The sequence below is a fragment of the Yoonia sp. R2-816 genome (genome assembly GCF_046762905.1).
Classification (GTDB): Bacteria; Pseudomonadota; Alphaproteobacteria; order Rhodobacterales; family Rhodobacteraceae; genus Yoonia.
In genome coordinates, this window is the sequence record NZ_JBKQXN010000182.1 from 91,144 (window position 1) to 104,508 (window position 13,365).

Annotated in this window: 11 protein-coding genes; 2 read left to right on the forward strand and 9 right to left on the reverse strand. The window is 58.8% G+C overall.

The features are described 5' to 3' along the window. Positions 1–33: 33 nt before the first annotated feature. Both ettA and ACFWW2_RS08525 read right to left on the reverse strand, forming a co-directional pair. Positions 34–1,689, reverse strand: a complete 1,656-nt coding sequence (gene ettA, locus ACFWW2_RS08520) for an energy-dependent translational throttle protein EttA (RefSeq protein WP_393927548.1) — start codon at positions 1,687–1,689, stop codon at positions 34–36. A 21-nt stretch (positions 1,690–1,710) separates the two neighbouring features. Continuing rightward, positions 1,711–3,597: a putative bifunctional diguanylate cyclase/phosphodiesterase gene (locus ACFWW2_RS08525; protein ID WP_393927549.1), complete on the reverse strand. Its 1,887-nt coding sequence runs from the start codon at positions 3,595–3,597 to the stop codon at positions 1,711–1,713. 413 nt (positions 3,598–4,010) lie between these two features. Between ACFWW2_RS08525 and ACFWW2_RS08530 the strand changes: the two genes are divergently transcribed. Then, entirely contained in the window at positions 4,011–4,451 is a 441-nt protein-coding gene (locus ACFWW2_RS08530; protein WP_393927550.1) for a universal stress protein, read from the forward strand. A 38-nt stretch (positions 4,452–4,489) separates the two neighbouring features. Continuing rightward, positions 4,490–6,004, forward strand: coding sequence for an alanine/glycine:cation symporter family protein (locus ACFWW2_RS08535; protein ID WP_393927756.1), 1,515 nt, complete (start codon positions 4,490–4,492; stop codon positions 6,002–6,004). 116 nt (positions 6,005–6,120) lie between these two features. Here ACFWW2_RS08535 and ACFWW2_RS08540 read toward each other — a convergent pair whose 3' ends face one another. From ACFWW2_RS08540 to ACFWW2_RS08570, 7 genes are all read right to left on the reverse strand, one after another. After that, entirely contained in the window at positions 6,121–7,083 is a 963-nt protein-coding gene (locus ACFWW2_RS08540; protein WP_393927551.1) for a type IV pili methyl-accepting chemotaxis transducer N-terminal domain-containing protein, read from the reverse strand. A gap of 147 nt (positions 7,084–7,230) precedes the next feature. Further along, positions 7,231–8,823 (reverse strand): substrate-binding domain-containing protein, encoded by a 1,593-nt coding sequence (locus tag ACFWW2_RS08545; protein ID WP_393927552.1) that lies wholly within the window; start codon positions 8,821–8,823, stop codon positions 7,231–7,233. Between the two features lie 569 nt (positions 8,824–9,392). Then, positions 9,393–10,472: a BMP family ABC transporter substrate-binding protein gene (locus ACFWW2_RS08550; protein ID WP_393927553.1), complete on the reverse strand. Its 1,080-nt coding sequence runs from the start codon at positions 10,470–10,472 to the stop codon at positions 9,393–9,395. Between the two features lie 33 nt (positions 10,473–10,505). Then, positions 10,506–11,420 (reverse strand): ABC transporter permease, encoded by a 915-nt coding sequence (locus ACFWW2_RS08555; RefSeq protein WP_393927554.1) that lies wholly within the window; start codon positions 11,418–11,420, stop codon positions 10,506–10,508. After that, positions 11,421–11,729 carry a hypothetical protein gene (locus ACFWW2_RS08560; RefSeq protein ID WP_393927555.1) on the reverse strand — a complete coding sequence of 103 codons (309 nt, stop codon included), beginning with the start codon at positions 11,727–11,729 and terminating at the stop codon, positions 11,421–11,423. 82 nt (positions 11,730–11,811) lie between these two features. Beyond that, entirely contained in the window at positions 11,812–12,186 is a 375-nt protein-coding gene (locus ACFWW2_RS08565) for a hypothetical protein (protein ID WP_393927556.1), read from the reverse strand. Beyond that, on the reverse strand, positions 12,183–13,265 hold the full coding sequence (locus ACFWW2_RS08570; protein WP_393927557.1) for an ABC transporter permease: 1,083 nt from the start codon (positions 13,263–13,265) through the stop codon (positions 12,183–12,185). The genes ACFWW2_RS08565 and ACFWW2_RS08570 overlap by 4 nt, the downstream gene beginning before the upstream one ends. Positions 13,266–13,365: the final 100 nt, after the last annotated feature.

The window sequence follows — 13,365 nt, forward strand, 5'->3', positions numbered from 1 at the left end:
AAAGCGCAGGTGGGGTGGAACCCCACCTCGCATCTACCGCACGAATTTCTTGTGCTTCATCCGTTTGGGTTCCAGCGCATCGGCCCCAAGCCTGCGTTTCTTGTCTTCCTCGTAGTCGGTGAATGCCCCTTGGAACCATTCCACATGGGCATCCCCTTCGAAGGCGAGGATATGGGTGCAAATCCGGTCGAGGAAAAACCGGTCGTGGCTGATCACTACGGCGCAGCCGGCAAAACTGACCAGCGCGTCTTCGAGTGCGCGCAGCGTTTCGACGTCCAGATCGTTCGTCGGTTCGTCAAGGAGCAGGACGTTGCCGCCGGATTTCAGCAGTTTTGCCATGTGCACCCGGTTGCGTTCACCGCCCGACAGCAGCCCGACCTTTTTTTGCTGGTCGCCGCCTTTGAAGTTGAAGGCGGAGCAGTAGGCGCGCGAGTTCATCTGCGCGTCGCCAAGCGGGATGATTTCCGCGCCACCGGTGATTTCTTCCCACACGGTGGCGTCCGGGTTCAGCGCATCGCGCGACTGATCCACATAGGACAATTTGACGGTATCGCCGTATTCCACGGTGCCCTCATCAGGTTCGGCCTGACCTGTGAGCATGGAAAAGAGCGTGGATTTACCTGCCCCGTTTGGCCCGATCACACCGACGATGCCGCCGGGGGGCAGGTCGAAGGACAGGTCTTCGATCAGGAGCTTGTCGCCCATGTGTTTCTTCATCCCGTTGACTTCGATCACCTTGGAGCCCAGCCGGGGGCCATTGGGGATGATGATCTGGGCGCGGCCCATCTTTTCACGCTCGGACTGGTTGGCGAGTTCGTTGTAGGACGCGATCCGGGCCTTGGATTTGGCCTGCCGCGCCTTGGCGCCCTGCCGCATCCATTCCAGTTCGCGCTGCAGGGTCCGCTGTTTGGATTTGTCATCCTTGGCTTCGCGTTCCAGCCGCTTTGCCTTGGCTTCGAGCCAGCTTGAATAGTTGCCTTCGTGGGGGATGCCCGACCCGCGGTCGAGTTCGAGGATCCAGCCGGTGATCGCGTCAAGGAAATACCGGTCGTGGGTGACGATCAGGATCGTGCCCTTGTAGTCGATCAGGTGTTGCTGCAGCCAGGCGATGGTTTCGGCGTCAAGGTGGTTGGTCGGTTCGTCCAAGAGCAGCATGTCGGGCGCATCGAGCAGCAGTTTGCAAAGCGCGACGCGGCGTTTTTCACCACCGGAGAGGGTGGTCACATCGGCGTCGTCGGGGGGGCAGCGCAGCGCCTCCATGCTGATGTCGATCTGGGCGTCGAGATCCCAGAGGTTCTGGCTGTCGATCTCATCCTGCAGCTGGGCCATTTCGTCGGCGGTTTCTTCGGAATAATTCATCGCCACTTCGTTATAGCGATCAAGGATCGCCTTTTTGTCGGCCACGCCCAGCATGACGTTTTCGCGGACGGTCAGGTTCGGGTCGAGTTCGGGTTCCTGTGGCAGGTAACCGACGCGCGCGCCTTCGGCGGCCCAAGCCTCGCCCTGGAAATCCTTGTCCTGCCCCGCCATGATCCGCATCAGGGTGGATTTACCGGTGCCGTTGACGCCCACGACCCCGATCTTGACCCCGGGCAAAAAGTTCAGGCGGATGTTTTCGAACACCTTTTTGCCACCGGGATAGGTTTTGGACACGCCATCCATGAAATAGACGAATTGATTGCTGGCCATTGGGGACGCTCCGCGAGTGGTTCAATTGGCCTTTAGATAGCGGGGGGCGTCGTCAGGGGCAATCGCAGAAGCGGTGTAGTGGTCAAGCCACTGCAGGATGGCGTCGGCGGGCAGGGGTTTGGTGACCAGAAAGCCCTGAATATTGGTGCAGCCCAGTTCGCGCAGGCGCTCTGCCTGTGCTTCGGTTTCGACCCCTTCGGTGACCATGCGCAGGTCCAGTTCGTTGCACAGCCCGACCAGCGTTTTATATACGACTTCCATGGTCTGGTCCGTCAGGATGCTCATCCCGATGGATTTGTCGAACTTGACGCCCTTGATGGCAAGTTTGGCGAGTTGGGCAATCCCCGCATTGCCGCTGCCGAAATCATCCAGCACGGTGAAGATGCCGGCGTCATTCAGATCCGCCACGATCTGGGTGAATGGTGTGGCACCGCCTTGGTTTTCGAACACGACGGTTTCAAGCACTTCGACGATGACATCATCGGGGGTCAGGTCCCGAAAGGCGAGACCGGACAGCAGTTTCTGGCAGAAGTCGGGATGCGACAGGACCTCGGGCGAGGTGTTGAAGCTGACCAGCACGTCGGCATGACCGGCAGCATTCAGGCGCGTTTTCATATCAAGGGCGGCGTTCATGGCCAGAAAGTCGAGATCGGCCATCAGGCCAAGCGACTGCGCCAGTGGCAGCAATATGTCCGGCGACATCAAGCCTTCGGTCGGATGCTCCCATCGGACAAGGGTTTCAAGCCCGCGCACAACACCCGGCTGCGGGGCCACAACGGGGTGAAAGTGGAATGTCAGCGCCTTGTCGCGGATCGCCTGAACCAGTGCCGTCTCGCGCGCGGCGGCTTGTGTATAGCGGCGGTGAAGGTCGGCATTATAGGTTGCCACACGCCCGCGCCCGGTTCGTTTGACATCATAAAGTGCAAAGTCGGATTGGATCAGCATGTCATTGGCGGATTTGATCGTGTCATTTGACAGGGCCGCGCCGATGCTGGCACCGAAGTTCAGCGTGCTGTTCTGCCACGGGATTGGTTTGGTCACCGCCTTGATCAGGGCCTTACCGACATTTCTAAGGTCTGTCAGGGTCTGCAGGCCGGTGCACACCACCACAAATTCATCCCCGCCCATGCGCGCAACCAGATCAGTGTCACGGACTTCCGCCCGCAGCCGCTCCGCCGTTGCGACAAGAACCGCATCGCCCGCAGGATGGCCATAGGTGTCGTTGATCTGCTTGAATTTATCGAGGTCGATATGCAGCAACCCGATCTTGCTATCGGTGTCCTGCGCGGTCATGAGAGCGGCTTCGACGAACCGGGACAGCTCCGCCCGGTTGGCAGCGCCCGTCAGATCATCGTGTGCCGCGATATAGGCCAGTTCCCGGCTTGCCGCTTCAAGCGCCTGTTCCTTTTCGATATTAGTGGTGACATCCCTGCAGACCAGAACGGCATATTGCTGGTTCTGATCTGTCGTGTGAAAGGACACGCTGATCTGGTTCCAGAACAGTTGCCCATTTTTGCGAACGTTCCGGTAGAGTTGCAGGCCGCTTTTTTCATATGCTTCAGGCACGAAACGAAAGTTGCGCACGAATTCGGCGTCCGGGGTTTCTTCGGGCGGCAGTGCAAAGCTGAGAGGGTTGCGCCCAAGCATCTCATGCGCCTGGTATCCCATGATCCGGCAATAGGCAGGGTTCATCCACAGGATGATCCCGTTCATGCTCATGATCAGGATGCCGTCGCTGGCATGGTCGATTGCGATGACCGGATAAAACCGTTCCAGATCAGTCGGGCCGCCGTCAGTCACCGGCGGGGTCACGACAGGCCGTTTTACCCGTGTCCCGATCAGCCAAGCCAGACCGACGAAGCCAGTTGCCATACCAATGGCTGCAATGATGGACATCCAGGTGATCATTCGGGGTTTTCTGTCGTTCAGGCGGTCAATGGCTAGCATCCGGGGCATGTAAAAAGCGTTAAGCCGTGGCTTCTTTCGCCGCGCGACAGAAGCGCTAATCAGTCTTGGATCAACAACTTAAGATAGTTTTTCATGCAATAAGACATGTCTAAAAGTTGCAAAAGTGGTGAATAACAGCGCTGTTTCCGGTCTGGGAGTGTAAGATCAAACGACTGCCTGTGATGAAAATGCAGGCGTTCTGATCTGCAAAACCATAAATGCCTTGTAACTTGGACTGGAATACCGCCGTTTGGAAAGTTTTTTCGCCATACCTGTTGCATTGGCGTATGATGACCCCAGACCGGTCGGCAGAAACCGGTGCTTTGGTCGGCTTTGTCCGACACACGACCCGAAACAGCAACAGGGACTAAACAATGTCAAAGACAACTTATGTCGTCGGGCTCGACGGCTCTGATGCGGGCGAAAGGGCGCTGGCCTTTGCCAAGGAACGGGCGAAAGCCGCAGGGGACTGCACGATCGTGCTGTGTTACGTGATCGAATGGTCGCCCTTCTCTTTCCAGACCCCGGAGGAAAACGAACAACGCCACAAGCGTCGTGAAGAAGAAATCAGCATGGCCCATAACAGGGTTTTGGACCCGGCTGTAAAGACCACAACCGACGAAGGGTTCACCGTGATCGGCGTGGTCAAGCATGGTGACGTGGCTGAAATACTGGACAATCTGGCCAAGGAGCATGGCGCCGCACAGATCATCGTGGGTCGTGTCGGTGCACGTGGCCTGAAAGAACGGGTTTTTGGTGGTGTGACAGGCCGGTTGGTCGCTTCGGCGTCGATCCCTGTGACAATCATTCCGTGAGGGGAAAGACAATGAAAAGATTCACGCTTGCGGCCCTGATGGCCGCCTTGTCACCTGTCGCGGCTGCCGCGCAGGAGGCATCGATCGATGACCGCATCAACGAGGTGTTCGCTGGTTCGACCGGCTGGTTTGTCAATCTGATCTTCATGAACCTGCCGGGAACCGATTTCCCCTGGATCGTGATGTGGCTGGTGATTGGTGCATCAGTGTTCACCATCTATTTCGGCCTGATCCAGTTGCGTGCCTTTGGCCATGCCATATCGCTGGTCAAAGGCGACTATTCCGACCCGAACGATGCGGGTGAGGTCAGCCACTTTCAGGCGCTGGCGACGGCGCTGTCGGGAACGGTCGGTTTGGGGAATATCGCTGGTGTTGCCGTGGCTGTCGGGATCGGCGGGCCGGGTGCGACGTTCTGGATGATCCTGGCGGGTCTGCTGGGTATGGCGTCGAAATTCACCGAATGTACGCTGGGCGTGAAATACCGCAACGAATACCCTGATGGCACCGTTTCGGGTGGCCCGATGTACTATATGACCAAGGGATTCAAGGAACGTGGCCTGCCGGGCGGTGGTATCCTAGCCATTCTGTTTTCGATCTTCTGTATCCTGGGTGCGCTGGGCGGGGGCAACATGTTCCAGGCCAATCAGGCGCATGCGCAGATTTCAGGGATCACGGGTGATTATCCGGGATGGATCACCGGCCTTGTCTTTGCAGTGATCGTGTTTCTGGTGATTGTGGGCGGGATCAAATCCATTGCCCGCGTCACCGAAAAAGTCGTGCCGTTCATGGGCATTATGTATGTCATCGTGGCGCTGATCATCCTGTTGGTGAACTATGACAAGATCGGCTGGGCGTTCGGCCAGATCTTTGCCGGGGCCTTTACTGGGCTGGGTGTTGCTGGCGGCTTTGTCGGCGCATTGATCCAGGGCTTCAAGCGGGCGGCGTTTTCGAACGAGGCTGGCGTGGGTTCTGCGGCCATCGCACACTCTGCCGTGCGCACCAAAGAGCCGATCACCGAAGGCGTCGTTTCCCTGTTGGAGCCTTTCATCGATACTGTGGTGATCTGTACGATGACCGCGCTGGTCATCACGATTTCCGGTGTGCTGGTCTTTGACGAAGCAGCGGGCATCTATGTGCTGAACGAGGCGGGCACATCCATCCAGACGGCTGATGGTTCGTCCGGCGTGCAGTTGACATCCGCGGCCTTTGCCACCGGGTTCAGCTGGTTCCCCTATGTTCTTGCAATTGCGGTGATCCTGTTTGCCTTCTCGACCATGATCAGTTGGTCCTATTACGGCCTGAAGGCCTGGACCTATCTGTTCGGCGAAGGAAAGACGAAGGAGCTGGTGTTCAAGCTGATCTTCTGCGTGTTCATCGTGATCGGTGCGGCGGCCAAGTTGGGCGCGGTCATCGACTTCTCTGACGCGATGATCTTTGCGATGGCTGTGGTGAACATTACCGCGCTCTACTTCCTGATGCCGATCGTGAAGCGCGAAATGAACAGCTATTTCGGTCGCCTGAAGTCGGGCGAGATCGTCAAGCACAAGCATTAGGCAAGCTGTCTGACAAGAAAGGCGCGCCCAGGATACGGCGCGCCTTTTTCAATCCCTATGCATAAAAAGCCGCACGGGAATGGAGAACCCGCACGGCTTTCTCAGAGGCTGACGGCCTATAGGCCGAGCTTGGACGCCTCTGAATACATGCCGACCACCTTGTTCATATCCGCTGTCATGTGGTTGGCGCCGTTGAACATGATGCCGCGTGTTTCGTCGTCGAGCGTTTCACCGGCGAGCACCCGGGTGACGATGGGTTTCAACCCGTTCCAGTCATCCATCACCACATCCAGCCCTTCCTGGATTTCTGCATTCGGCGGGGCCTTGACGCCTGCATCAGGCATGCCGTTTTGCAAGGCAATCAGCGCGTTTTCGAAAAGCTGTGCCGTGCTGGCCAGCTCTGACATGGCGGTGTCAACGTTCACGCCAGCAGCAATGAGGCAGACATTCTTGGACATGCGCTGTGACAGCATCCGTTGTCGGCCGGCGATGTCGATGACAAGCGCGTCGGCCTGCAAGAGGGCGACGGGGTTGGAGTATTCCTCCGATATCGTGCTGACCAGAAGCTTGGCGATGTCGAGCACCGGCACGCTTTGATCGGCGATGGTCGTCACGGCCTCTGCCGAGTTCTCGCCGTTGTGGATCGCATCAGCGGTCGCAAACATCGGGTCCCAGTTTTCGCGCAGTTTGCGCAGGCCAATAAGCGTCTTGCGCCGCTCTTCGGCGCCGACGATCCCGAGGCTTTCGTCGCCGAATTCAAGGGCGTTCACGATCTGCTGGAATTCGGCGGAGGCCGTATCCAGCATGGCGCCGCTGCTGTCGGGGGTGATCCCTTCAGCGTAGTTGCAGGCGGCAGCCGGGATGCGCTGGCTGAGCATGCGCAGTTTGCCCGAAAAATCGATACGTTGGCTGGCCCCGATATCTTCGAGGAATTGCGCCTGCTGGAGCTGTTCTGCGGTCAGTTCCTGGGCGGTGCCGGGGGTGATCACGGCGACGCCGATGGCCAGCGTAACGGCCATGGCCTTGCGGCCAACTGATCTTGCCCGTGCGGGTGTTTTTCTGTTTCGATGTTGTTTCATCTCAATGTCCTTGGTGCTTGCAATGCGAGGGCTGTGCGATGCGGCTGGTGCCGTCGCTGACCAAAACACTGCTGGGCGGAAAGTCCGGATGCGGTTCGCATCCTCTGCAATGAGGTCCGGGTGCCGCACGCGGCACCCGGTGCCTGGTCAGCCGTTGGCGGACTGGATCCAAACCTCAACCCGCCGGTTGATACGCTGTCCGGTTTCGGAGGTGTTGCAGGCGGATGGTGCAATTTCACCATAACCTGTGGCTGCCATCTCGATGCCTGTCAGGCGATCACCGGCGAAGTCCTGCATCGCCTCAAGCACCTGATTTGCCCGGCCAATGGACAGTTCGCGGTTGCTGTCGAAGGCACCGACACTGTCGGTAAAGCCCACGAACAATACCTTTGTTCCCTCGGGCTCGTCTTCCAGATAGTCGGCCAGACGTTCGAGGTTCAGCAGGCCACGTGGGTCAAGCTTGGACGACCCGGTGCGGAAACGGAAAGTGGACGTCAGGCGATCATAATTCACCATCTCGGACAGCATCCCGCGCATGATCCCGCCTTCATAATCGTCGACATTCGGATCAAGCAACTGGGCGGCCCGCTGGCCATCCAGCGGCTGTGCCTGACGGTCAATGCCCAGATCGATAAAGCCGGCCTTGGCGATGACCTCATCAGCCTCCTCCGAAATCACGTAGTCCAGAAAATCGGCTGTCGCCTGATCCGTGGTGTCCTCGCGATTATAGAGATACAGGAAACGCTGCAGCGCGTATTCTTCCGTCCGTGCCGAGAAGGGCGTGGGTTCCATCGTCAAGCCGCATTCGTTGATCAGCGTCATGGCCTTTGCGCCGCGCTGGAACGCATACCCGACATAGCCGATGGCATTCGGATCGGCGTTGACCTGTGCCGCCATATCGTTGTTGTCAGTCGCGATAGATTTGTTTCCCGGCGTCGATGGGACATCATCGCCGAACAGCCGATCTTCGAACACCCCGCGCGTACCAGAGCCTTCGCTACGGCCAATCAGCAAAATCGGTCCATCATTGCCCCCGACCTCTGACCAATTGGTGATTTCACCTGCATAGATGCCGCGCAGTTGATCGGTGCTCAGCGTATCAACCGGGTTGTCGGGATGGGTGATAACGACGAGGCTGTCGACCGCGATGATATGCTCATTGGCAGGGCTGATCATATTGCCAGCGCCATCATCGCGCAGGGCGCGTGCCTCATCAGGGCGGATGCGGCGGGATGCCATGCCAATCTGTGCAGACTGATCAAGCAGTTTGCGGAACGCATCACTTGAGCCAGTGGAGTTCACCAAATAGGATCCAAGAGGGTCACCAAAGCCCTCATCACCGACTAGCTCGGCAATGATTTCACCCTCTGTTCCGGTTGATGTGACCGTTGCTTCGGCCTCAAGAAAGGCGGCATAGCCGGACATCAGAAGCGGCATCACACCCAAACCCACAGTGTCCGAACCGGCAATGATCACATCGGCTTCGACGGCGCTGAAATCAGGGCAGGCGTCGCCTTCGCAGCGGACGCGAGATGCCGAGATCCGCAGATCACCAAGGCCGGTGCGGATGACATAGTTGTTGTCGGTAAATTCGATGAACTCGCCCACAAGGTTCACCGTGCCGTCGGCGGATTTCAACGTTACTTCTGCCGCGTTCACTGCTGCGGGGGCCATCATGGCCGCGCAGAGCGCGAACCCCGACACCATATTGCGCGTTTTTCCAGGGACTTTAAAAGTCATACTTTTCTCCATTTACTCACTCGTTCTGCATACAGGCCAGACACTTAACTACTCGTCACTGTAAGCACTTTTGGTTTTGTCTGCGCCAATACCGTGCGTGCTGCGTCACAATCTGTCGTTGATTTGTGCACAAAATGAGGCGCAGGGGTAGAAAATTGTATCTACTAAAGGACATGCTTAATAGGCATGCGTTAATTGCTTGATTTTCCGATTGAGCGTTGGTCACTTCCTTGTTTTCCGCAATCAGATTGACCTAACGGCAGATGGTCCGATAAAAATTACCTAGTGCCATGTTGTGTAAGTGTATGAAATAAATGCAAATATGGAGCTCAAATTCGTTGACGGCGGGTTTTTGCGAATACCGGCGCGATGGGCTGAATTAGGATTGACAGGCTGACTGTCTGGTAAAAGTTACATCAGTTTAATTGTGTCAAAATTGCATCCAAGTGAACATAGGTCAACCGGCGGCGCATTAGATTATTGGCATTGCGTCGAATCGAACATTCACGGGGCTGAAACACAAACAGGCCCCGCATATTGGGGACCTGTCCGTTGGCTTTCGTCATGTTTTACTGCGGGATTTCGCCAGTCAGCCCTTCGACGTAGAAGCTCATGCCCGCCAAGGTGCCGTCATCGGCAACCTCGCCTTCGGCCAGCCAGGCCGATCCGTCCTGCTTGTTCAGCGGGCCGGTGAACGGGTGATATTCACCCGACCGCATCGCCTCGATCATGGCTTCGGCGCTGGCTTTCACTTCGGCGGGGACGGCATCGGTGATTTCACCGATTTCTACCATGCCGGGGGCGATGCCATCCCATGTGTCCGTGCTTTCCCAGGTGCCATCAATCACGGCCTGCGTGCGGGCGATATAGTAAGGCGCCCAGTTGTCGATGATGGACGACACGCGCGGGAAGGGCCCGAATTCAGCCATGTCAGAGGCTTGCCCGAAGGTGACAACATTGCCGGCTTGCTGTGCAGCCGCCTGCGGCGCGGTCGAATCCGTGTGCTGCAGGATCACGTCTGCGCCCTGTTCGATCAGCACGGTGGCGGCTTCAGCCTCTTTCGCGGGGTCGAACCATGTGTAGGCCCAGACGATCTTGAATTCGACGTCAGGGTTCACTTCTTTCGCGTGGATATAGGCCGCGTTGATGCCCCGGATCACCTCTGGGATGGGGAAGGAGGCGATATAGCCGATGATGTTGCTTTCGGTCATGTGCCCGGCGATGTGGCCCTGCACGGCGCGCCCTTCATAGAACCGGGCGGAATACGTGGACACGTTATCGGCGCGTTTGTAGCCAGTGGCGTGTTCAAACTTCACATCGGGAAATTTTTCGGCGACGTTGATCGTCTGGTCCATATACCCAAAGGAGGTGGTAAAGATCAGGTCGGCCCCCTGCAGCGCCATCTGGGTCATGACCCGTTCCGCATCGGCCCCCTCTGGCACGCTTTCGACAAAGACGGTTTCAACCGCATCGCCAAAATGTTCTTCGACCGCAAGCCGCCCCTGATCGTGTTCATAGGTCCAGCCGCCGTCGCCCACTGGCCCGACATAAACGAACCCGACCGTGGTCGGTTCGTGCCCGTCGGCCATGGCCCCGGAAGCAAGGCCAAGTGCCAATGTGGCCCCGGCCAGAAGTCTCGTGATTGTCATACTCATCCCCTTGTTGGTGGTTTGGCAGCGCCCCTAGCGTGAGGCATGGAAAGATTGGCCCAGTGACCCCGGCGCCCGTCCTGCGCGCATAATAACAAGAACGGCGATGGTGGCCAGATAGGGCGTCATGGAAAGATATTCGACCGGGACGGCGACACCGGCGGCTTGCAGATTAAGCTGCAACACCGTGACACCGCCGAACAAATAGGCACCGATCAGAAGGCGGCCGGGCCGCCAGCTGGCAAAGACGACGATAGCAAGGGCGATCCAGCCTGCACCGGCCGTCATCCCTTCGGTCCATTGCGGCACGCGGACGAGCGACAGGTAAGCGCCCCCCAGCCCCGCGCAGGCCCCGCCGAACATGATCGCCAAAAGCCGCACCCGGATCACGTGATAGCCAAGCGAATGCGCGGCCTCGTGGTTTTCGCCGACTGCCCGCAGGATCAGCCCGGCGCGGGCGTATTTGAGGAACGCCCATGTCGCCGCGACAAGGATCAGCCCGACATAGACCATCGGGTCATGTTGAAAGATGATCGGCCCGATCACCGGGATGTCACCCAGCAGGGGGATGTGCCAGTCGGGGAATTCCGGTGCCTTGATCCCGATATAGCCTTGGCCCATGAGCGCCGACAGCCCAAGCCCGAACAGGGTCAGGGCCAGCCCTGTGGCGACCTGATTGGACAGCAGAAACTGGGTCAACACGCCAAAGACAAGCGACAGGATCGCGCCGCCAATGGCCGCCCCAATAAAGCCAAGCCAGGGTGACCCGGTGCCGACCGCCACGATAAACCCGCAAACCGCGCCGGTGATCATCATTCCCTCAACCCCGAGGTTCAGGACACCGGCGCGTTCCACGACCAGTTCGCCGATGGCGGCAAGCAGGATCGGGGTCGCCGCCACCATCAACGAGGCGAGCAAGAGGATGGGGTTGATGGCGGAAAGGTCCATTCAGATCAGCCCATGTATCCAGAAGTGAACGAGGCCCGCAGAAACGGTTGCACTCATCAGCATCAGTCCGAGATGGCGCAATGAGGGGCGATGCAAATGGTCGAGCCATGTCCGCGCGCGCGGTGACAGGCGGGTCGCGAACAGCGCGCCTGCGATGAGTGCCGCGGCCAGTGCCGCATGCATGCCGATAAATGCGGCCAAGGCAGTCCCGGACAGGGAACTGTCCCCTGTCAACTGCCCGTGCAGCATCCAGAGCATCATCAGCCCCATCAGGGCACCCATTGCCAGTGGCTTTGTTGCCGTCATCATGCGCTTTGCCCTTTGCTGGTTGCACCGCATCCGGGCAACATGCCTGCGGCGAAAAACTGGGTTGGCTTGCTTGCGGAGAAGGTCATGAGAACACCATGTTCAGGACCGACTGCGGCAACAGAAGCTCGGCCAGACATCCCAAGGCGATCCCCGCGATCAGCCCGTAGCGTCCGACCAGTGCGGGCCAGGATCGGCCGGGCGACGTCTGCCGATTGACGGCGGCCCGCACGCCCGCCCCCCCGAACAGCCAGTTGGTGAACGTCGTGTCCAGTTTGTCGAGTAAGAGGACCCCAAACCAGAAGATGACACCCACCACGACCATGATGACCGCGAGCCAGAGTGATCCACCGACAGCAAGCTTGATCAGACCGCCCAGAACGAGACCCAGCAGCAGCCCAATGACCGGTTTGGTGATCGCATTCATCCAGTCTTCAAAACTTGCCCGGTCATAGCTCATGCCACTTGCCTCCGCCCAAACCGCACCCGGTAATTCGTCAGCACATCCACCGCCAGCAGGAAGAACAAGAGCATCCCCTGCATCAACTGGATCGCGGCCAGTGGCAGGCCGAGGTTCGACTGCGCGATTTCGCCGCCGATATAGGTCAGCGCCATCAGGCCGCCCGCCAGCAATATGCCCACAGGGTGCAGCCGACCGAGGAAGGCCACGATGATGGCTGTGAACCCGTAGCCCACATTGAAATCAATGCTGATCTGGCCTGCGGGGCCCGCGACCTCGAACAGGCCCGCAAGCCCTGCCAGCGCACCTGATAGACCCATGCAGATCAGGATCAGCGCCGCAGGGTTTACGCCTGCGAACTTGGCGGCGCGGGGGCTTTGGCCCGCCAGCCGCACGTGAAAGCCAAAGACATGGCGCGATAGCGCGATATAGGCGAAGATGACGGCGATCAGGGCCGCGACAACGCCCCAATGCATGCCCGACCCCTGGATGATTTCAAGGTTCGCAGCCGAAGGGTATTGCGACAAGTTCCGGCTGCCCGGAAAGCCCATGCCGTCGGGGTTGCGCAGCGCGCCAAGCGCCATGGAGGCCAGCAATTGTTCAGCCACATAGACCAGCATGAGCGAAACGAGGATTTCGTTGGTCCCGAATTTTACCCGCAAAAACCCTGGGATCATGGCCCAGAGCAGGCCACCCAAAGCGCCCGCGACGATCATCAGGGGGAAGATCATTAAGGACTCGGTAGGGTAAAAGGCCAACCCCACCGCCGCCCCGCAAATGGCACCGACGATATACTGCCCCTCTGCCCCGATGTTCCAGATGCCCGCCCGGAAGCCGAATGACAGGCCGATGGCGATCAGCACAAGGGGTGCGCCCTTGATCAGCAGTTGCGGGCGGTAGAACCACGCGAATTCCGAAAACAGCGGATCAAGAAAGATCGTGCGGATCGTCTCGAACGGGTTCTTGCCAAGGGCCGCAAACAGCAGCCCGCCGCAAATCATCGTCAGAATGACGGCGAGGAGCGGGGTCGCAAAGGTCCAGACGCGCGATGGCTGCGGGCGTTTTTCGAGGGCGATCATGGGGCGGGACCTCGCAATACTGTTCCGCCCGGCTGATAGGCCGGGCAGCCCCCGACCCTCCCCACGGGAGGGGGCTTCACCCCCACCCAGGCTCGGGGGC